The sequence below is a fragment of the Brucella tritici genome (assembly GCF_902825325.1).
Classification (GTDB): Bacteria; Pseudomonadota; Alphaproteobacteria; order Rhizobiales; family Rhizobiaceae; genus Brucella.
On the sequence record NZ_CADEAR010000012.1, the window covers coordinates 50760 to 71592 of the forward strand.

Below are 20833 nucleotides of genomic sequence, written 5' to 3' on the forward strand. Positions count from 1 at the left end.
GCTCCCAGCACCTTATCCTGAGGAGCTGCCAAAGGCGGCGTCTCGAAGGGCAAGGTGCGTCTCTGCCTGAACATGGCGCTTTCGTTCCCCGCTCACGCAGCCAACCTCTACGGTTGTATATTCACCATTCGTAAACCCTAAAATGAATGCTGCGTCAGAACGGGTGTTGACTTTGGAACAAAAATAGAACAAAAAATAAACATACGTGAACACAGAGGAGTTTCCAACATGACCGATCTCGTCCACGACGTTCTGTCTTTCATTTCGGTAAGCCTGTTCATTGCAACTTTCGCCATCTGGGTGAGTGCGATCTGAAGGAGATAGTGCATGTCTCCCAAAAGTGGGAACCAGTTTTGGGGCAAAGACATGCGTGAAGAGATAGAGCATCTCCGATGATTTCGGAAAAACTGGAGATGCTCTGGCCGGTTCCTGTGAACCCGCTACAAGGTGGCGATAGTCTTACTGGACATCGCCATATCATTCCCCGAAACTGATGCTATCAGGCGACAGAGTCGCCAGCCGCGTTGAACCATGTGTGGTTCATCCTGCAAGCAATGTGCTATCAGGCGGCTACTGCATCGGCCCGAAGATCTGAATCGGTTTTCGGAAAGCGCGATGCGTGGATTTAGAGCGCCGGATGTATGTCCATCCGGGCGGCTCGGCAGATGATCGGGGTCGATGGAATGAGTGGTGCAGCAGCAGGCAATGCAGCAAAAGACGGTGCTTTGACGCCACGTTTTGTGCATCTGCGGGTACACTCGGCCTATTCCTTGCTGGAAGGCGCATTGCCGCTCGGCAAGATCATCAAACAGGCGATTGCCGATGAGGCGCCGGCTATCGCGGTTACCGACACCAACAATCTGTTTGGTGCGCTCGAATTTGCGCAGAAGGCATCGAAAGATGGTCTGCAACCCATCATCGGTTGTCAGGTCGATATTGCCTTCGGCGATCACAATGATAATGGCCGCAGCGTCAATCGCCGGGTCGCGCTGGACCTTGCTTCAATCGTGCTGCTCGCGGCAACGGAAGAGGGCTATGCGAATATCGTGCGGCTCGTCAGCCGCGCCTTTATGGAGACGCCCGCGGGCGATCCAGTGCATATCGACGCGAGCTGGCTCCCGCCATTGTCGAAAGACGTCATTATTCTTTCCGGCGGCGCACTGGGGCCAATCGGTCGTGCTTTTGCCGCCGACCGCCCTGACAGGGCAGAGACGCGACTTGCATTCCTGCGGGAAACCTTTGGTGACCGGCTTTATGTCGAGTTGCAGCGCCAGGCAGGTTACGACCGTGCGCTGGAAGCCAAGACGGTTGCGCTTGCCTATGAGATGGATCTGCCTCTGGTGGCTACCAATGAGGCTTTCTTTCTCAAGGCGGAAGATTTCGAAGCTCACGATGCGCTTCTTGCCATTGCGGAAGGCCAGATTCTTTCAAACGATGACCGCCGCCGTCTGACGCCGGACCATCATCTGAAAAGCCGTGCGGAAATGACGGCACTCTTTGCCGACTTGCCGGAAGCGCTCGACAACACGGTCGAAATTGCGGAGCGCTGCAGTTGGTACACGCAGACCCGTGCGCCGATCCTGCCACGGTTTACTGGTGAATCCGATGATCCGGAAGCCGCCGTTCAGGAAGAAGCTGATGAGCTTGCCCGGCAGGCGCGCGAAGGCCTGAAGATGCGCCTGGAGACCATCGGTCTCGCAGAAGGCTACACGACAGAACAATATGCCGAACGCCTCGAATATGAGATCGGCATCATCACCCGCATGAAATTCCCGGGTTACTTCCTGATCGTTGCCGACTTTATCAAATGGGCCAAAGCCCATGGCATTCCGGTCGGGCCGGGCCGTGGCTCGGGTGCCGGTTCGCTTGTCGCTTATGCGCTGACGATTACCGACGTCGATCCTTTGCGATTCTCACTGCTTTTCGAACGCTTCCTCAACCCGGATCGCGTTTCGATGCCCGACTTTGATATCGATTTCTGTCAGGACCGCCGTGAAGAGGTGATCCGCTATGTGCAGGGAAAGTACGGACGCGATCAGGTAGCCCAGATCATCACGTTCGGAACCCTGCAGGCGCGCGCCGTATTGCGCGATGTCGGTCGCGTTCTGGAAATGCCTTACGGGCAGGTTGATCGTCTCTGCAAGCTGGTGCCGCAGAACCCGGCCAATCCGGTATCACTGGCGCAGGCCATCGAAACCGAGCCGAAGATCAATGAGGAGCGTGAGAAGGAGCCGGTGGTCGGACGGCTGCTCGATATGGCGCTCAAGCTCGAAGGGCTTTACCGCCACGCCTCGACCCATGCCGCCGGTATCGTGATCGGTGACCGTCCGCTGTCGGAACTGGTCCCCATGTATCGCGATCCGCGTTCCGATATGCCGGTTACGCAGTTCAACATGAAATGGGTCGAGCAGGCGGGACTGGTCAAGTTCGACTTTCTTGGTCTCAAGACGCTGACCGTTCTTGAAACGGCGGTCAAACTTGTGGCGCGCAAGGGCATTGAAATTGATCTGTCCCATGTGCCGCTCGATGATGAACTGACCTATGAAATGCTGTCGCGCGGCGAAACCGTCGGCGTGTTCCAGGTGGAAAGTGCCGGTATGCGCAAGGCGCTGCTCGGCATGCGTCCGGACCGGATCGAAGATATTATTGCGCTTGTCGCGCTCTATCGTCCTGGTCCGATGGAGAACATCCCGACATATAATGCGCGCAAGAACGGTGAGGAAGAGATCGCCTCCATTCACCCGAAGATCGATCACCTGATCAAGGAAACGCAGGGCGTTATCGTCTATCAGGAACAGGTGATGCAGATCGCGCAGGTGCTTTCCGGCTATTCGCTCGGTGAAGCTGACCTTTTGCGCCGCGCCATGGGCAAGAAGATCCGCGAGGAAATGGACAAGCAGCGTGTCCGCTTCGTGGATGGCGCGATCGAAGGCGGTGTCGACAAGGCACAGGCCAACATGATCTTCGACCTGCTGGCGAAGTTCGCTGACTACGGCTTCAACAAGTCGCACGCTGCCGCTTATGCCATCGTGTCCTATCAGACAGCCTATATGAAGGCGCATTATCCGGTTGAGTTCATCGCCGCGTCGATGAGCTACGATATGTCGAACACCGACAAGCTCAACGATTTCCGCCGCGAGGCGAACCGTCTGGGCATTGAGGTCGTGCCGCCTTCGGTGATGACTTCCTTCCGTCCGTTTGAAGTCGGCGAAAAGCAGATTTTCTATTCGCTTGCCGCCATCAAGGGCGTTGGCGAAGCCGCAGTCGATCATATTGTCGATGTGCGTGCCGAGAAACCTTTTGAAAGCCTTGAGGATTTTTGCGAGCGGGTCGATCCGCGTATCGTCAACCGGCGCGTGCTGGAAAGTCTCATCAATGCCGGGGCGATGGATTGTTTCGGTCGTGAGCGCCCAGCCATGAGTGCAGGCATGGACCGCATCATGGGCTTTGCCCAGCGCACGCAGGAAAATGCCGCAAGCGGCCAGTCCGATATTTTCGGCCTGTCAGGCGCGCCGAAGGAAACGCTTATCCTGCCGCAGGCCGCTCCCTGGCTGCCATCGGAAATGCTGCACCGCGAGTTTCAGGCGGTTGGCTTCTATCTGTCGGCCCATCCTCTTGATGAATATCGTGATGTGCTGAACCGCATGCGTGTTCAAAGCTGGGCGGATTTTTCCGCAGCCGTGAAACGTGGCGCCAATGCCGGTCGTCTGGCGGGCACCGTGACTGCCCGTCAGGAACGCAAGACCCGCACCGGCAACAAGATGGGCATTGTGCAATTGTCTGATGCCAGCGGCCAGTTCGAAGCGGTGCTGTTTTCTGAAGGGCTTGCGCAATATCGCGATCTTCTGGAGAGCGGCAAGTCGGTGGTAATCACCGTTCAGGCGGAAAATCGCCCCGAAGGTATCGGCTTGCGCATCCAGACGGTGCAGTCCCTGGAAGACGAAGCCTGCCGTATGCAGAAGGCGTTGCGGCTTTATCTGCGCTCCGCTGATGCGGTTCGTCATATCGCTCCGCATTTCAACACGCGCGGCGATGGGCAGGTGAGTCTCATCGTCATCAAGGATAACGGCCAGCGTGAAGTCGAGATCGAGCTGCCGCATCGCTATCGCGTCAGTCCGCAAATTGCCAGCGCCATGAAAGCCATTCAGGGCGTCGTGGACGTGGAACTGGTTTGAGTGAGAGCGCATCCCGAAAAGTGTGAAACAGTTTTCGGAAAAGATGCGCGCGCTAATTAAGGCAAAGCGGGGGCTGGCCTGTTTCGCGGTCTTTTTGTGCGAAAAGCCGGTGGTGATGCGCGTATTTCACCACCGGTTTTGCGGCGAACGCCTGTCAAAAACATGGCGTTTTTGTGATTGGTATCAATAGGCGGCTGTGAAACGCACGCGAATATGCTGGCCTCTTTCTGCCTCATCCAGAATTGCAACTGCCAGATCAGCAACTGAAATCTTGCTTTCACCCTTGTCGTCGAAAACCGGTTCGTCGCCGCCAAGGCGATATTTTCCGGTGCGTTCGCCCGGCTGAAGAATGATCGCTGGCGACACGAATGACCATTCCAGCTCATTCTCGCCACGCAGGTCTTCGAGCGCCTGACGGGCACCGAGCGCGCCTTCCTTCCATTCGGCGGGGAATTCCGGTGAATCGACCAACTGATTGCCATTGACCGAAAGGCTGCCGGCGCCGCCAACTGCTATGAGGCGCTTGATCCCAGCCTTTTTGGTCGCTTCGGTGATGGAACGACTGCCATTGATGTGGTTTTCGCGGATATTCTTGTCGCTCCAACCCGGATTATAGGCGGAAATCACGATGTCATGTCCCGCAAGCTGCTTTGCAAGCGCGTCGGTATCGAACACATCGACCTTTACCGCCGTCACATTGGGCAGTTTTTCAACTTTCTCCGGATGGCGAACAAGCGCTGTAACCTGGTCGCCGCGTGCAGCGGCTTCCTTGAGGATTGCAGCGCCGACAAAACCTGTTGCGCCGATCAGTGCGATCTTGGTCATGGCATTCTCCTTTTCGACCTTCTCGTATCAAACGAAATAAGGTATGTTTCATAATCAGGTTATTTCTGATAACCACATATGTGATGCCATCAAGCTTGTGAAGAACGCACTTTTACATGTGCAGGATACGTGGAAGTAACCGCCATAAAGGCAAGTGTTCAGGGCAGCTCCCGCTAATGTGGAACCATCGTATCGTTCTATCTCTTCGTTTTTAAATGCTATTTGACGAGAACTACTTCGCACTTTTGCCGGAATTGCTCTGGCTGTAACGATGGAGAAGAACGCCGGTCTGCAACTGGCTGTCCTGGAGAAACAAGATGACCATACCGACACGCCCAGATGGCAAGACGCCTTTGCTTTCGTCGACGCCTGCTTTCGAAACCGATGCGGACGGTGGCTGTCCGATCCGCGAAGTGCTGGACCGGGTGGGCGACACATGGAGCATTCTTGTTATTTTCAATCTTCAGGAAGGCTCGATGCGTTTCAATGCTTTACGCCGAACCATTGAAGGTATTTCTCAACGCATGCTGACCGTTACGCTGCGGTCGCTGGAACGGGATGGCCTCGTGTCCCGGCATGTTCGCCCGACATCTCCGCCCGAGGTGGAATATTCGCTGACGGAACTTGGACATTCTCTGGCGGTGCCTATCGACGTGCTGGGGCAATGGGCCGTCAGGAATCGCGATTTGCTTCGCGACGCGCGATCACGTTTTGATGGAGGCGTCGAATAGAAAGGAACCGGCCTCACTCCATTTGCGTTTGACTTTCAAACAGGAGAAAGTCTGATGCCCGCAAAATCCCAGGCCCAACAGAAGGCCGCCGGTGCTGCACTTGCTGCCAAGCGCGGTGAAATCAAGAAAAGCGAACTCTTCGGTGCGGCGAAGGAAATGTTTGAATCGATGACCGAGAAGGAACTGGAAGAGTTTGCCGAAACCAAGCGCAAAGGCTTGCCGGAACATGTAGACGACAAGAAAAAGCACTGAACAGAATTGGCGAGCGCCACCGGGCACTCGCCGCAAAGGTCAGGTTGTTTACTTGTCCGCTTTGTTCGGAGCCAGTTCGATTGCCTTCAGCTTGCCATCGGTGATACCGCAGCGCAGCATGATGCTGTCCCATTTTGTTGACGCACCCTTGTTGCGCGCTTCGCCGGGAACCGAGATGACAGCGGAAACCTTGCGTGGGTCACTGGTGCTGAATTTCGAAGATTTATCATTGGTTTCAGCCGCGGAAATGTCATCCTTGGTGAAGCCGAGACGGTCATATTTCTTGCTTTTCTTGACGTAATCATAGGCACTGGCAATGCAGTCGGCAACTTGCGGAGCTGCCTGCTGATCCTTCACGAGCGTCTGGTAGTTGCCCGTAAAATCCTTCGTCCTTTTCGGAACGGCATCGGCATGGGCCGCAGCGGAAAAGCCAAGTGCGAAAATTGCGGAAACAATAAATTTGGTCGATTTCATGCCCCATGTCCTTCTGGAAACCCGTCATTCACCAGCGAGTGACGGGATTGAATCGATAATGAAATTGAGATTACTGCTGCGATTCTGATTTTTTTATGAATTTCCAACGCTTACGACGATATCCTACTGGCAGATACGTGCAAGACAGGATTTGCCGTGACACCCCTGATCGAGGTGCATGTTGGTGCGATGGGCGGCATCGCCTTCCGGGCCGATGACAGTCATGAAAAGCTTGCAGCTTGCGCTATGTACCGCGCGCCAGAAAGCCTTCTCCTTGTCGGAGCCGTTCCATCCGCTTTCCAGTTCCGTCTTGCTGCCGTCCGAAATTTTGAACGACATGATGTCGAGCGCATTGGCGAAAGCATGTTCGGAAACCCGTCCTGTGGAAGCGCCGTTGACCTTCCGGCACTGGTAATCCGAGCCGGTGCCGATTTCCGAGATTTTCAAATCCGGACCGTAAACTTCCTTGGCGGCTTTGGTTACCTCGCTGCTCCACTCAGCCAGCGTGACGGCCATAGCGCAATTTGTAGTGACGGCATTGGCGAATTTCAAAGGATTGTCCTTGCCAATGGCGGATAGGGACAATGGAGAGTGGGCGCCGCATTGCTCGCCATCCTCGATTGGAGGTAACAGCTTGCCCTCAACATCGCCGGAGATCAGTGCCGGGCAGGATACCTGATAGATACGCTCGTCCTTTTCCGGCTTTGGCTGCTGTTCAGGGCCAGGTTTCGATTCTTGCGGTTTCTCATCCGTCGGCTTTGGATTACCAGCCGGTTTTGGCGGCTCTGCCTGTGTCGGAGTGGAAGGAGCAGGCTTGTCCAGCGGTTGCTTTTCGGGCTCTGCTTCCGGCTTTTCCGTTGGAACGGGTGGAGTTTCCGGTTGCGGAGCCTTGTTTGCGGCATCCTCCGGGCGCGGAGCAGGCGTCGGAACGGGGATTATGAGGCCGGGAACGGGTTTGCTCTCGGTTTTTGCCGGGGCACTTTCCCGCTGTTTGGTTGTCTGCTGTTTCGGAGCAGATTTCTTCTGGCTGCGCTTTGCCGCCGGGCGTTGGCGATGTTGTTTTGCCTTTTGGGCGTCCTGCTTCAGGATGCGTTCGATGAAAGTTTGCGCCTGTGCCTCATCGGAACCGATGCCGGAAAAACACGGCGTCGCAACAAGGCTGAGCGCAATCAGAGTGGTGAATGCACCCTTGCCGGGCAGGAAAAAAGACAAAGCCATTGATGCCTCATGAATAGCAGTTCCGTCATGCCTAATGTTGAAACAGGCTGTGGCGTTCCTTCACGCTTGATGGCAGGTCGTAGCAAATGGTAGGGAACAGGCGTTGCAGACCGGTTTTTCAGGCTTTTTCGGCTGCTTGAGCTTGACAAGATAACGGCTGCATGACTAAAAGCCGCCCATCGCTGGCGCGTTTCGTGCCGGCGTTTCATTTGACGTGTCCCGTGGATGAAGATTGCGCTCGCGCGCTTCATCCTGTCAGTCCTCTAAAACGGAGGGCAGAGGAGGGCGCGTTTCCTCCAGCGCCTCCGGGCGCTATAACCTTTTGAAGGAAATGCGATGAGCAAGCGCGAATCCGCTAAGTACAAAATTGATCGCCGTCTTGGCGAAAATATCTGGGGCCGTCCGAAGTCCCCTGTAAACCGTCGTGAATATGGTCCGGGCCAGCACGGCCAGCGCCGCAAGGGCAAGCTGTCGGACTTCGGTGTACAGCTCCGCGCAAAGCAGAAGCTCAAGGGCTTCTACGGCGACATCTCCGAAAAGCAGTTCCGCAAGACCTACGAAGAAGCCGCTCGCCGCAAGGGCGACACCGGTGAAAACCTGATCGGTCTGCTGGAATCGCGTCTGGATGCAGTTGTGTACCGCGCCAAGTTCGTTCCGACGATCTTCGCTGCCCGCCAGTTCATCAACCACGGCCACGTGAATGTGAACGGTCGCCGCGTCAACGTTCAGTCCTACCGCCTGAAGGTTGGTGACGTTGTTGAAGTTCGCGAAAAGTCGAAGCAGCTGGTTATCGTTCTCGAAGCTGTTCAGCTCGCAGAACGTGATGTTCCGGATTACATCGAAGTCGACCACAACAAGCTGGTTGCGACGTACTCCCGCGTTCCGACCCTGACGGACGTGCCTTACGCCGTTCAGATGGAACCGAACCTCGTCGTCGAATTCTATTCGCGTTAATTCCAGGCGCGCTCTGGCGCGCTGGATATATGCCGAAATCGAAAAGCCGCGCTGTACATGCAGCGCGGCTTTTTCTTTTCCAGCAAAAGTGCGAAGCGGTTTTGCGTCTTTCGCAAACAAATGTTGTTTCGCGGTTTTCCCCACCGCCAGTTTTCGCTATTAAGCCTTCAACATCTTCAATCGTTTTTTCGGGAAGCATTATGAACGCTTTCGATCCAGATATCGCAGAAGACGCAGGCAGCGACGGCTGCCACCCGCTTTTTCGCGATGTGCCGACCACGGTCGAGTTCAACAAGCTGCGCAAACGTCTTTTGCGCCTGACGCGGCAGGCTATCGAGGATTTCTCGATGGTGAAGCCCGGCGAGCGCTGGATGGTTTGCCTTTCAGGCGGCAAGGATTCCTATGGCCTGCTCGCGCTGCTGCTCGATCTCAAATGGCGCGGCCTGCTGCCGGTCGAGTTGCTGGCGGTCAATCTGGATCAGGGACAGCCGAACTTTCCCAAGCACATTCTGCCGGATTTCCTGAACCGGTATGAAATCGAGCATCGTATCGAATATCAGGATACCTATTCGATCGTCACCGACAAGCTGCCTGAAACCAGCACCTATTGCTCGCTCTGCTCGCGTTTGCGCCGTGGGAATCTCTATCGCATCGCGCGTGAAGAGGGCTGTTCGGCAATCGTTCTTGGCCATCACCGCGAAGATATTCTCGAAACCTTCTTCATGAACCTGTTTCACGGCGGGCGTCTGGCTGCAATGCCGCCGAAGCTGCTGAACGACGAAGGAGACCTGATGGTGTTCCGCCCGCTGGCCTATGCCGCGGAAGACGACCTTGAGAAGTTTGCGACCGCAATGCAGTTTCCGATCATCCCATGCGATCTGTGTGGCAGTCAGGAAGGGCTGCAGCGCAACGCGATGAAAGCCATGTTGACCGACATCGAAAAGCGTATGCCGGGGCGCAAGGACACGATGATCCGCGCCATGACGAATGTGCGTCCGAGCCATTTGCTGGATCGCAAACTGTTCGATTTTGCAGGACTGATGCTGAATGGCGAGGGAGAGGATGACCATGCGGTTTGATGAAGGACAGATGGACTGGCTGGCCGATTTGCTGGCAGATGCGGCGCGTCAGGAAATCATGCCCCGTTTTCGTAGGCTGGACGTCAGTGATATCCGGCAGAAGACGTCACCCGCCGATCTGGTAACGGAAGCGGATGTGAATGCTGAACGGTTCATCACCGCCAAGCTCAAGGAACGCTTTGCCGATGCGGTGATCGTCGGTGAGGAAGCCTGCTCGGACAATCCGGCTTTGCTGACCGGCCTTGATGATGCGGAGCTTGCCTTCACCATCGATCCGGTCGATGGCACTTTCAATTTTGCATCCGGCGTTCCGCTCTTTGGTGTCATGCTTGCGGTCGTGTCGAAAGGTGAAACCGTTGCCGGTATCATTCACGACCCCGTCGGCAATGACTGGATCATGGCTTCAAAAGGCGGCGGAAGCTACATCCGTCACGCCAATGGAGATCTGAACAAGGTCAACGTTGCCGAACCGGCCTCAATTGACCAGATGACCGGCGCGATTTCGTGGCAATATACGGCTGAGCCGGTACGGTCGCGTCTGGCGCGCAATCATACAAAGTTTCTGTCGCAGATCGGCTATCGCTGTGCAGCGCACGAATATCGCATCCTCGCCACCGGCGGGGCGCATTTTGTGGTCTACAACAAGCTGATGCCGTGGGACCATCTGCCGGGCGCACTGATCCATCAGGAAGCTGGCGGTTATCTCGCCCGATGGGATGGAAGCGATTATCTGCCGTCTCACACTGGCGGGGGCATTCTGGCCGCGCCGAGCAAGGATAGCTGGCAGTCCATTCAGACGGCGCTCTGGGAAGAATAACGCCGTTGGAGTAATGTCCGATATGAAAAGGCCCGCTACATCGGCGGGCCTTTCCTGTTTTGTATGGCAAAATTGATCAGATCACATGTTCGGCGGGTGGGTTTTGGACCCTGAACAACCGGCCGCGTTCGGCTATCAGAACGCAGCCGAGGGCGACAAATCCGAGCACGCAATAGCCGGTTGCAACTGGCGTGGTCGTGCCGTCAAAGGCCTGACCGATAATTGCGCCCAATGCCGCGCCGATCACCGTTTGTGCAAAGCCAAGAACGGAGGAGGCCGTTCCGGCAACTTCGCCCAGCGGCTCCATCGCCAGCGCATTGAAATTGGCGGTCACGAGGCTGAACGAGAACATGATTATCATGTAAATCGCCATCAGGAACGGGAAGGGAACAGGGTTTTCCAGCGTGACGGAAAGCACCATCCACAAAAGGCTGAAGCTGGTGAAGACAAGCAACATGGTTTGGGAAATTCGCCGCATGCCGTAGCGACCGACCAGGCGCGAGTTCAAAAACGAGGCAAGCGCCAGTGTCATGGCGACAGCAGCGAAAGCCAGCGGGAACAACGCTCCGAGCTTGTAAATATCGACGAAAATCTGCTGCGCCGAGTTGATATATCCGAACAACGCGCCGAGGATGAACGATGTGCCCAGCATGTAGAACAGGGCGACGCGGTTCGAAAGCACGATACCGAAGCCACCGATCACGCTCTTGACCGTGAGCGGGCGCCGGTTGGTGGCGGGCAAGGTTTCGGGCAAGCGAAGGAAAGCCCAGATACCGACGATAAGCGCCATCAGGGCCATCGACAGGAAAATCAGGTGCCATTCGCCGAAAAGCATGATGAGCTGGCCGGTTGCAGGTGCAACGACTGGCAGGATCATGAAAACCATCATGACGAGTGACATGACTTCGGCCATCTGGCGACCGGCGAACTTGTCGCGCACGACAGAGACGGCGATTACGCGCGTTCCCGCAGCGCCCAGTCCCTGCAACACGCGCAGGATGATAAGCGTCGTGAAATCGGTGACGATGGCTGATCCCAAAGCCGCCAGAATGTAAATGACGAGTCCGCCGAACAGCGGCAGCCTGCGGCCGAAGCGATCGCTCAACGGGCCGTAGAAAAGTTGTGAAACGCCAAAACCGAGCAGATAGGCAGTGATGACGAACTGGACGTGGTTTTCCGACTGCACACCGAGGCTTGCGCCGATCTGCGGCAGGCCGGGCAGCATGATATCGACCGCCAGCGCGTTGATGGCCATGATCGCTGCGATGAGCGCAATGAATTCGCCGCGTCCACGCATGGAGGTCTTCTGGTCCGACGAACCGTTCTTGATGTCGAGCGGCATGACTGGCATTCCCTGGCAAAGTGGCGCATCGCGTCTGAAAGACACGATACGAAAGACAAAATTTAGAAAGCAGAAGCAGACAGATGGAATTCTGTCTTTGTAGCATCTAGAGCATTTCCGGCAAAAGTGCGAAGCGGTTTTGCGTAGGATAATGCGACGAAAAAATACTTAGAGCGGTTCCAGCGACTCCGTTTTAACCGGAACCGCTCTAGCAAATGCAAAAGGCGCCGCAGAACGGCGCCTTTGGAAAAAGGTGAGGCTAAAGCCGTATAACCGGCAATTAATCCTCAAGCAGCCTTGGTGGCAATACCCTTATCGGTAAAAAGTGCCTGCAATTCGCTCGATTGGAACATTTCGCGCACGATATCGCAGCCGCCGACGAATTCGCCCTTTACGTAAAGCTGAGGAATGGTTGGCCAGCTCGAATATTCCTTGATGCCTTGGCGCAGCTCGTCCGAGGACAGAACGTTGACGCCCTTATATTCCACACCGAGATAGTCGAGGATCTGGACGACCTGACCGGAGAAACCGCACTGCGGGAAACCCGGCGTGCCCTTCATGAAAAGCACGACGTCGTTGGTCTTCACTTCATTCGCGATGAAATCGTTGATGCCGGTCATTTGCGGTCCTTTCCAAGCATAATCCCGAAAAGTCGCCTGACTTTTCGGACAGGATTATGCGCTAAACAAATACGTCGAGGCAAATTTCGACGCAAACAGGGAGGTCTTCCCCAATATAGTCATTTGAATGCTGGTAACCACCCCGTTGGGGTGAATGCAAGTCAAATGCTCAAGAAATCCGTATAAAGGGGAGCTGCATCTTGCCGCAGCGGGGTTCGCTGCTCGAATGGGGCTCCCCTGGAACGGGCTTCCGTTATTCCGGTACGCTTGTCTGCAGGGCAAGCGCGTGAAGCACACCGCCCATATTACCCTTCAGCGCATCATAGACCATCTGGTGCTGCTGCACGCGGGACTTGCCACGGAAACTTTCCGCGACAACCTCGGCGGCATAATGGTCTCCGTCTCCGGCAAGGTCGCGGATCGTCACCTTTGCGTCGGGAATCCCCTCGCGTATCAGTTTTTCGATCTCATGTGCGTCCATAGCCATGCAAAATCTCCCGCCGTTTCCGGCTTCTTCTTATCATTTTGTCGAATCGTAACGCACCATCGTGGAACGTCAACTAACATCTGTCTAACGCTTAAATAGCCGACAAGCAAACCGCCCGGACAGGCTTTCCATCCGGGCGGTAAAAGATATCAACGATGCGAAACCAGGTCAGTTATCACTGGCCGGTTCGCCACTCATAAAGCCGGGGAACCAGCCTTCAAACGTGCCGGTCAGATCGGCAACGCCGACATTGACCAGATCGCCAATCTTCAGGCGGTCGCCGCCAACCGTGCCGAGCACGCGGAACGGGACGCCGGCGCCTTCTGCATTGAGGGCAATGAGTTTTGCCATTTCCGCCGTAGCCGCGACGACATAACGCGCCTGATCTTCACCGAAAAGGACCGCGTGCGGCAGACCATCACCGGCATCAAGTTCTGCACCCTTGCCGGACTTGATCGCCATTTCCGCGACGGTAATCGCCAGACCGCCATCGGAAAGGTCATGGCAGGCCGTAACCTGGCCGTTGCGGATGGCCGAACGAACAAATTCGCCGTTACGCTTTTCAAGTGCCAGATCGACTGTCGGGGCAGGGCCATCGGCACGGTCGAACAGATCGCGCAGGTAAACCGACTGGCCGAGATGTGTGCCGTCGCCGCCAAGCAGAACCAGCGTGTCACCGTCCTGCATGCCGCCGATCTTGGCGGTCTGTGTCCAGTCGGGGATGAGTCCTACGCCTGCAATGGTCGGCGTTGGCAAGATGGCCTGACCGTTGGTTTCGTTATAGAGCGAGACATTGCCCGAAACGATCGGGAAATCGAGCGCGCGGCAGGCTTCACCGATGCCTTCAATGGCCTTGACGAGCTGGCCCATTATTTCCGGCTTTTCAGGGTTGCCGAAGTTCAGGTTGTCGGTCGATGCCAGCGGCTCTGCGCCAGTCGCCGTGATGTTGCGCCAGCATTCGGCCACAGCTTGCTTGCCGCCTTCGAACGGATCGGCTTCGCAATAGCGCGGGGTCACGTCGGATGAGAAGGCGAGCGCCTTGGTTTCATGACCCTCGACGCGGATTACACCGGCGTCGCCGCCCGGAACCTGCAGCGAATTGCCCTGAATGAGCGTATCATACTGTTCATAGACCCAGCGACGCGACGAAAGATCGGGCGAACCGATGAGCTTGAGAAGGGCTGCCGAATAGTCTTCCACCTGCGGCACATTGCTGGCCGGGAGCGGCGCGTGCTTGCCCGGCTCCATCCATGGACGATCATATTCCGGCGCTTCGTCGCCCAGATCCTTGATCGGCAGGTTGGCGACTTCCTCGCCCTGATGAATAACGCGGAAACGCAGATCGTCGGTCGTCTTGCCGACGATGGCGAAGTCGAGACCCCATTTGCGGAAAATGGCCTGCGCTTGCGTCTCCTTCTCGGGCTTCAGAACCATGAGCATGCGCTCCTGGCTTTCCGACAGCATCATCTCATAGGCCGTCATGTTCTCTTCGCGGACGGGAACATGGTCGAGAATGAGTTCAATGCCAAGGTCACCCTTTGCGCCCATTTCGACAGCCGAACAGGTGAGGCCAGCCGCACCCATATCCTGAATGGCGATAACCGCGCCGGAGGCCATCAGCTCAAGGCAGGCTTCAAGCAGGCACTTTTCGGTAAATGGATCGCCGACCTGAACGGTAGGGCGCTTTTCTTCAATCGACTCGTCGAATTCAGCGGATGCCATGGTCGCGCCGCCGACACCGTCGCGGCCCGTCTTGGCGCCCAGATAGACAACCGGCAGGCCTACGCCCTTGGCTTCCGACAGGAAGATGCCATCATGCTTGGCAAGACCGGCAGCAAAGGCATTGACGAGGATATTGCCGTTATAGCGCTTGTCGAAGTTCACTTCGCCACCAACGGTCGGCACGCCGAAGGCATTGCCATAGCCGCCGACGCCCGACACGACGCCGGATACCAGGTGACGGGTCTTCGGATGATCGGGTTCGCCAAAGCGGAGCGCATTCATCGCCGCAACGGGACGCGCGCCCATGGTGAACACGTCGCGCAAAATGCCGCCGACACCGGTCGCTGCACCCTGATAGGGCTCGATGTAGGATGGGTGGTTGTGACTTTCCATCTTGAAGACGACGCAATCGCCATCGCCGATGTCCACCACACCTGCGTTTTCACCGGGACCCTGAATAACGCGCGGTCCGGTTGTCGGAAGCGTGCGAAGCCATTTCTTGGAGGACTTGTACGAGCAATGCTCGTTCCACATCGCCGAGAAAATTCCGAGCTCTGTGAAGGTGGGCTCGCGTCCGATCAGTTCAAGAATGCGCTGATACTCGTCCGGCTTAAGACCATGCGCTTCGATCAATTCCGGCGTGATGTCTCGCGTATTGGAAATAGTCATGGAAATGGGGAACCCCGTCGCAGGCTGCGGCGTCCGACGCCCTGTGCCTAAGGGACGGTCGCCTAAGGTTTCAAGGCGCCTCTTTAACCTATGTTTTCACGAAGTGCGACAGGAAAATACCGCTTTTCCAGCCCTTCATCGAATATCCATAATAATCGCACGCAAGCGCACACGGTCAGACACTCCCTTCATATCCTGCCTGTTCGTTTTCAAGCAGGCGACGGAGCGTCAGAAAGCAGTTTTCGACGACACTGCGATCAGCCGGAGACGAGAAGGCAACGCGGACCCTGTGATAAATCTGATCGACACGTCCGGCCTTGAACTCATCTTCATCGTCGATCAGGATTCCGCTTTCATAGGCGGCCGCCTTGAACGTGCCTGAAAGCCACGGCTCGGGCAGTCCCATCCACAGAAACGGAACTGTCGGGCGGGATACGAAATCGAAACCGTCGAAGATTTCTCTCGCCATTTTTTCGCGAATGACCGTTTCTTCGCGACATTTGCTGTGAATGGCGTCTGCTTCACCTGACAACACAAGCTGAGCGCCGGTTTCGGCGAGCAAAAACGCTGCGCCGCCCGTGACCATTTTGTGCGTTACCTTCACACGTTGGGCGCAATGCGCAGGGCAGGCGACCCAGCCGCTGCGTATCCCTGCGGCAACGGCCTTCGACAGACCAGAGACGACAAAGGTGCGTTCAGGCGCAAAACTTGCCAAGGGTGGATTCTGGTTGTCGCACATGACGCCATAGATATCGTCTTCGATAAGCCAGACATTGTAACGCCTTGCGATGTCGGCGATTGCGCGACGCCGTTCTTCAGGCATGACGGATAATGTCGGATTGTGCAGCGTCGGCATCAGAAACGCGAGGGTGGGATGTTGCTGGCGGCAGGCCCGTTCGAATTCTTCCGGGATCAGACCATATTCATCCAGACCGGCCTGAATGGTACGGCGCCCGAGAAGGCGCACGGAGCGGCTGATCTGCGCATAAGTCAGATTTTCGAACAGGATGCGATCACCAGGATTCGTGAAGGCTGTGATGATTGCGATGCTCGCAGCCTGCGCGCCATTGGTAACGACAATACTGTCGAGGTCTGGCCGCCAGTCAGCCCGCGAAAGCCATTTCTGCCCGGCTTCCAGCCAGTGCTGCGGGAAGTAGCGCGAATAGCTCGCAATATCCTGCGGGAAATCCCGGTGAATTTCGGCATTGATTTTGGCCAGAATTTCGTGCTGGCCGACATCCGGCGCGGCAGTCGTGTCGAAACGTATTTTCCCGGATGGGACGTCAGCAGGCTTTGTGCCAGCGATGCCAGAGGCGGCGAGCGCATTGTCTGCCGGTTCTTCACCCAGGACATAGGTTCCTCGCCCGACTTCACCCGTCACGAGACCGCGTTCATGGGCCAAGGCATAAGCACGACCGATTGTACCGATTGTCACCTTCAAGTCGAAAGCGAGATTGCGTTGCGGGGGAAGTTTGGCACCCGCAGGCAAACCGCCGTTGCCGATAGCCTCTTCGATGGCATCGGCAAGCTGCAGATAGAACGGGCCGGATTTACCGGCAAGGTCTGGAATCCAATTTGTCATGGTGACAACTTATAAATTGTACCTATTACCAAGTCAATTATAGAGTCAATTCGTCGCTACTTGGTGACAATGCAGACATCGAGCTAAACATAAGGTTTGCCTCCACTGCTGCCCAGCTCCCAACTGGCCCAACTGGCCCAACTGGCAATGAAATGGACCGAGCCAATGTTCTACTTTAGACCGCAGACCGAGACAATAGATACAATTCTTCCTGTGCCCATTGCAGATAGCATCACGGATTTGCCGAAAGGATTACAGGTTAATCTGACAACGGCCTCCCAGCCACAAATTGGATATGTAAACCGCTTTTTAGACTGGGTATCTTATCGAATGATGCTGCGACGCAGCCGGATAGCCTTGGGGGAGCTGACCGATGATCAGTTGCGCGACATTGGACTACAGCGCGACGAAGCGGAGCGCGAAGCGCGCAAGGTGCGTTTTCACTTGCGTTGAGATGCGTCGCGGAAAGCTGTTTTCCGCGACAGCTTGATTACTGGCAGCCGCTCTGACCTGAAGCCCAGCGGTTGACGTCGGCGGCGATCCTGCCGCCGTGGCCTTCCTGCATCATCGGGCCGAAGGCTTCGACGCGAGCCGGATTGCCTTGCGCCTGCACGACGAGCAGCGGGCGTAAGGCCGGATTACGGGCAGGAACGACCAGAATGCGCGGGCGTCCGGTGAAGGAGTTCAGTTCCGGTGCGAGTGAGTAACCGCGGAAATCCTTGTCCTTGGATTTGAACCAGCAGCTATTTGCTGCCAGCGCAATGCGCTCCATGGTAGGCAGTGCCGCCTTGCTGGCGTCGACGGCGATGGGCCCCGTGGGCTTGCTGGAAGTGCAGGCTGCAAGCAATGCAATGGCCGGGAGGGCCAGAAGAGCGAAAGTCTTGGTCTTCAAGGAGGGGCTCCGATAGTGCGTGCCTTCAAAAAGGCACGCATGAGAGGTGGGGGAAATAAGCAGGTTCAAGCTAGTGGTCTGATTCCGACATTTGCGTCTCTTTGATACAGGTGCCGAGCAAATGTCGGAATCGCAAAGACCACTAGCAACTTTATGTATCTAGTGGATTTTTCGAATTTGACGTTTGAAACAGCATCTCATTCAGTCGGCATTCAAACGTCAAATTCAATCCACTAGTTGCGGCATGAAAGCCTTCAGGCCGTCGCTCATCTCGTTCCAGATGCGCTCAAAAACCGGATGCTGTTTTGCCTTGGCGGCATATGCATCAAACTTTGGGAACTCGTCCAGCAAATCCGCTTTGCCCGAGAGCTTCTTCAACGGTTCCATCAGAAAACGTACCGGCAAGATCCAGCAATCCGCAAGTGTCGGTTCGTCTCCGGCGGCATAGGCTTTGTCTGAAAGACGGCTTTCGACCACCTTCAGGCCGGTATGCATCTTTTCGAACAGGCGTTCGATGCTTGCATCGTCGCGCTCGGGTTTGCTCAAAAGGATAAAAAGCTTCATCGCGGGGCCAAGCACGTCCAGTTCCGTCACGCGGGCGAGGAGACGAATAAGCGCGCGCTCGCGCGGCGTGCCGGGCAGCACGGACGTTTCTGGAAAGTGATCTTCGAGATATTCGGCGATCACCGCTCCCTCGAACAGTGTTTCACCGGAACTGGTAATCAGCACGGGTACGCGGCGAAGCGGCGTTACATTGCCGAAATCGGCCGGAAAAGGGTAGGGTAGGCTCACTGGCTTGAAAGGCAGGTCCTTCAGGTAAAGAACTCCGCGGACAAAGGCCGAGTAAGGGGAAAGAGGTCTGGAATAAAGCTGCATGAATTAAGTTCCCCTGATTCGTTATCGCTAAAATGTGCGAGGCATTTCCAGCAAAAATGTGAACGCTCTTGCATGGATAGCGCATGAAACAAATATGGGGCGATCCCGACGTTTTCTCTTCCGTTGGAACCCTCCCGAAGCCAAGCTGCCACGAAAATAGATGCTTTGCCAGTGCAGTTTTGCGGCGAAACAAGCGCAACAAAAAAGGCGGCTCGATTGAAGCCGCCTTTTCCGTTTATCTGTCTGCAAGCTTACGCAGCAATGCCCAATGCGCCTGCGAAGAGCGCCCGACCGTCATCGCCGCCATGCGCGGCTTCGATCAGGTTTTCCGGATGCGGCATCATGCCGAGCACATTGCCGCGTGCATTGACGATACCGGCGATGTCGTTGACCGATCCGTTCGGATTGGTGCCTTCGGCATAGCGGAACACAACCTGGCCTTCACCTTCGATACGCTTCAGCGTTTCGGCATCGGCGAAATAATTGCCGTCATGATGCGCGACCGGGCAGCGGATGATCTGGCCCGGCTTGTAGCCGCGCGTGAACGACGTGTTGGCGTTGGTTACTTCGAGCTTCACTTCGCGGCAGACGAACTTCAGCGAAGCATTGCGCATCAATGCGCCCGGTAGAAGTCCGGCTTCGACGAGAATCTGGAAACCGTTGCACACGCCCATGACCATGACGCCTTTTTCGGCCTTCTCGCGAACGGCCTGCATCACCGGCATACGGGCTGCAATTGCGCCGCAACGCAGATAGTCACCATAGGAGAAGCCGCCCGGAATCAGGATAAGGTCCACATCGTCGGGAATGCTCGTATCGGTCTGCCAGACGGTCACCGGCGCCTGACCGGTGATCTTGGTGAGCGCTGCGATCATGTCGCGATCGCGATTGAGACCGGGAAGAAGAATGACTGCGGATTTCATGGCGTCTGCTTCCTTTGTTAGGCTCAGGCGATGGCGATGGAATAGTCTTCGATCACCGTGTTGGCGAGCAGCTTTTCGCACATGGCCTTCAGGTCGGCTTCGGCCTTGCTCTTGTCGGAGCCATTCAGTTCGAGGTCGAAAACCTTGCCCTGACGGGCCGAGTTGACGCCATCAAAACCGAGGCTGCCGAGCGCGCCGACGATTGCCTTGCCCTGCGGGTCGAGAACGCCGTTTTTCAGTGTAACGGTGACGCGTGCCTTGATCACTCTGTAGTTCCTGCAATTCTAGAACGAATGAAACAGCCCGGAAGGCTTAATTGGGCATGATCCGAAAACCGTGTCGACTGTCAGGATCATGCCCTTCCGGGCTGGGCGGATCATTTTACTTTACAAGCGTGGGGCCAGCCGGGCGCGGCGTGTCGTTCTCGTTCATGATGCCGAGACGGCGAGCCACTTCCTGATAGGCCTCGACCAGTCCGCCCATGTCGCGGCGGAAACGGTCCTTGTCGAGCTTGTCATTGGTGGTGATATCCCAAAGACGTGCAGAGTCCGGAGAAATTTCATCGGCGACGACGATGCGCATCATGTCGCCTTCCCAGAGACGTCCGCATTCCATCTTGAAGTCGACAAGCTGGATGCCGATGCCGAGGAACAGACCGGTCAGGAAGTCGTTGACGCGAATGGCGAGCGCCATGATGTCGTCGATTTCCGGCGGGCTTGCCCAGCCGAAAGCCGTTATATGCTCTTCGGTGACCATTGGGTCGTCGAGCGCGTCAGCCTTGTAATAGAACTCGATGATCGAGCGCGGCAGCACGGTGCCTTCTTCAAGGCCAAGACGCTTGGCAAGCGAACCGGCAGCGACATTGCGCACAACCACTTCAAGCGGAATGATTTCCACTTCCTTGATCAGCTGCTCACGCATGTTGAGGCGACGGATAAAGTGCGTTGGAATGCCAATGCGGTTGAGCTGGGTAAAAATATGCTCGGAAATGCGGTTGTTCAGCACGCCTTTTCCGTCGATGACTTCATGCTTCTTTGCATTGAAAGCGGTTGCATCATCTTTGAAAAATTGGACGAGCGTACCGGGTTCAGGGCCTTCATAAAGAATCTTGGCCTTGCCCTCGTAAATACGGCGGCGACGGTTCATGGCTTTTCTCGGATTTCCATATTTATGGTGATCGGCTCTAAGCCGCTAT

20 protein-coding genes are annotated in these 20833 nt (G+C 56.1%); 7 read left to right on the plus strand and 13 right to left on the minus strand.

The genetic code is table 11. The features are described from left to right. The first annotated feature begins 683 nt into the window (after nucleotides 1-683). Nucleotides 684-4175: a DNA polymerase III subunit alpha gene (gene dnaE, locus HWX93_RS17255; protein ID WP_176038073.1), complete on the plus strand. Its 3492-nt coding sequence runs from the start codon at nucleotides 684-686 to the stop codon at nucleotides 4173-4175. Between the two features lie 183 nt (nucleotides 4176-4358). On the opposite strand, the gene HWX93_RS17260 is transcribed toward dnaE, so the two are convergent. Next, complete coding sequence (locus tag HWX93_RS17260) at nucleotides 4359-5000, minus strand: NAD(P)-dependent oxidoreductase (protein ID WP_176038074.1); 642 nt, start codon at nucleotides 4998-5000, stop codon at nucleotides 4359-4361. Nucleotides 5001-5317: 317 nt separating this feature from the next. Between HWX93_RS17260 and HWX93_RS17265 the strand changes: the two genes are divergently transcribed. Both HWX93_RS17265 and HWX93_RS17270 read left to right on the plus strand, forming a co-directional pair. Further along, a complete protein-coding gene (locus HWX93_RS17265) occupies nucleotides 5318-5731 on the plus strand; it encodes a winged helix-turn-helix transcriptional regulator (protein ID WP_061345436.1) in 414 nt (137 codons plus the stop codon). Nucleotides 5732-5785: 54 nt separating this feature from the next. Beyond that, nucleotides 5786-5983, plus strand: coding sequence for a DUF3008 family protein (locus HWX93_RS17270; protein WP_176038075.1), 198 nt, complete (start codon nucleotides 5786-5788; stop codon nucleotides 5981-5983). 48 nt (nucleotides 5984-6031) lie between these two features. Here HWX93_RS17270 and bspC read toward each other — a convergent pair whose 3' ends face one another. Together bspC and HWX93_RS17280 are read right to left on the minus strand one after the other, a co-directional pair. Continuing rightward, the gene (bspC, locus tag HWX93_RS17275) at nucleotides 6032-6457 is read right to left on the minus strand and encodes a type IV secretion system effector BspC (protein ID WP_176038076.1); all 426 of its coding nucleotides are present in this window, start codon (nucleotides 6455-6457) and stop codon (nucleotides 6032-6034) included. Between the two features lie 123 nt (nucleotides 6458-6580). Next, nucleotides 6581-7675 carry an extensin family protein gene (locus HWX93_RS17280; RefSeq protein WP_176038077.1) on the minus strand — a complete coding sequence of 365 codons (1095 nt, stop codon included), beginning with the start codon at nucleotides 7673-7675 and terminating at the stop codon, nucleotides 6581-6583. A gap of 336 nt (nucleotides 7676-8011) precedes the next feature. On the opposite strand from HWX93_RS17280, the gene rpsD reads away from it, so the two are divergent. From rpsD to HWX93_RS17295, 3 genes are all read left to right on the plus strand, one after another. After that, the gene (gene rpsD / locus HWX93_RS17285) at nucleotides 8012-8629 is read left to right on the plus strand and encodes a 30S ribosomal protein S4 (protein ID WP_061345432.1); all 618 of its coding nucleotides are present in this window, start codon (nucleotides 8012-8014) and stop codon (nucleotides 8627-8629) included. 200 nt (nucleotides 8630-8829) lie between these two features. Further along, nucleotides 8830-9708 (plus strand): tRNA 2-thiocytidine(32) synthetase TtcA, encoded by an 879-nt coding sequence (gene ttcA / locus HWX93_RS17290; protein ID WP_151557341.1) that lies wholly within the window; start codon nucleotides 8830-8832, stop codon nucleotides 9706-9708. Continuing rightward, nucleotides 9698-10525 carry an inositol monophosphatase family protein gene (locus HWX93_RS17295; protein WP_176038078.1) on the plus strand — a complete coding sequence of 276 codons (828 nt, stop codon included), beginning with the start codon at nucleotides 9698-9700 and terminating at the stop codon, nucleotides 10523-10525. Before ttcA ends, HWX93_RS17295 begins: the two co-directional genes overlap by 11 nt. 76 nt (nucleotides 10526-10601) lie before the next feature. Here HWX93_RS17295 and HWX93_RS17300 read toward each other — a convergent pair whose 3' ends face one another. From HWX93_RS17300 to HWX93_RS17320, 5 genes are all read right to left on the minus strand, one after another. Beyond that, complete coding sequence (locus HWX93_RS17300) at nucleotides 10602-11867, minus strand: multidrug effflux MFS transporter (RefSeq protein ID WP_151557345.1); 1266 nt, start codon at nucleotides 11865-11867, stop codon at nucleotides 10602-10604. Between the two features lie 287 nt (nucleotides 11868-12154). Then, nucleotides 12155-12487, minus strand: coding sequence for a Grx4 family monothiol glutaredoxin (gene grxD, locus HWX93_RS17305; protein WP_061345429.1), 333 nt, complete (start codon nucleotides 12485-12487; stop codon nucleotides 12155-12157). A gap of 253 nt (nucleotides 12488-12740) precedes the next feature. Next, on the minus strand, nucleotides 12741-12974 hold the full coding sequence (locus HWX93_RS17310; protein WP_006466620.1) for a BolA/IbaG family iron-sulfur metabolism protein: 234 nt from the start codon (nucleotides 12972-12974) through the stop codon (nucleotides 12741-12743). Between the two features lie 168 nt (nucleotides 12975-13142). After that, nucleotides 13143-15365 (minus strand): phosphoribosylformylglycinamidine synthase subunit PurL, encoded by a 2223-nt coding sequence (purL, locus tag HWX93_RS17315; RefSeq protein ID WP_151557347.1) that lies wholly within the window; start codon nucleotides 15363-15365, stop codon nucleotides 13143-13145. 175 nt (nucleotides 15366-15540) lie between these two features. Then, on the minus strand, nucleotides 15541-16947 hold the full coding sequence (locus HWX93_RS17320; protein ID WP_176038079.1) for a PLP-dependent aminotransferase family protein: 1407 nt from the start codon (nucleotides 16945-16947) through the stop codon (nucleotides 15541-15543). Between the two features lie 165 nt (nucleotides 16948-17112). On the opposite strand from HWX93_RS17320, the gene HWX93_RS17325 reads away from it, so the two are divergent. Beyond that, nucleotides 17113-17400 (plus strand): DUF1127 domain-containing protein, encoded by a 288-nt coding sequence (locus HWX93_RS17325; RefSeq protein WP_235923368.1) that lies wholly within the window; start codon nucleotides 17113-17115, stop codon nucleotides 17398-17400. A 37-nt stretch (nucleotides 17401-17437) separates the two neighbouring features. Here the strand turns inward: HWX93_RS17325 and HWX93_RS17330 are convergent, their stop codons facing one another. The 5 genes from HWX93_RS17330 to purC form a co-directional block, all read right to left on the minus strand. Continuing rightward, on the minus strand, nucleotides 17438-17839 hold the full coding sequence (locus HWX93_RS17330) for a hypothetical protein (protein WP_071631734.1): 402 nt from the start codon (nucleotides 17837-17839) through the stop codon (nucleotides 17438-17440). 225 nt (nucleotides 17840-18064) lie between these two features. Beyond that, nucleotides 18065-18715 carry a glutathione S-transferase family protein gene (locus HWX93_RS17335; RefSeq protein ID WP_176038080.1) on the minus strand — a complete coding sequence of 217 codons (651 nt, stop codon included), beginning with the start codon at nucleotides 18713-18715 and terminating at the stop codon, nucleotides 18065-18067. A gap of 251 nt (nucleotides 18716-18966) precedes the next feature. Further along, complete coding sequence (gene purQ, locus HWX93_RS17340) at nucleotides 18967-19638, minus strand: phosphoribosylformylglycinamidine synthase subunit PurQ (RefSeq protein ID WP_104754066.1); 672 nt, start codon at nucleotides 19636-19638, stop codon at nucleotides 18967-18969. Between the two features lie 23 nt (nucleotides 19639-19661). Next, nucleotides 19662-19904, minus strand: a complete 243-nt coding sequence (gene purS, locus HWX93_RS17345) for a phosphoribosylformylglycinamidine synthase subunit PurS (RefSeq protein ID WP_061345423.1) — start codon at nucleotides 19902-19904, stop codon at nucleotides 19662-19664. Between the two features lie 115 nt (nucleotides 19905-20019). After that, nucleotides 20020-20784, minus strand: coding sequence for a phosphoribosylaminoimidazolesuccinocarboxamide synthase (purC, locus tag HWX93_RS17350; protein ID WP_010661209.1), 765 nt, complete (start codon nucleotides 20782-20784; stop codon nucleotides 20020-20022). Nucleotides 20785-20833: the final 49 nt, after the last annotated feature.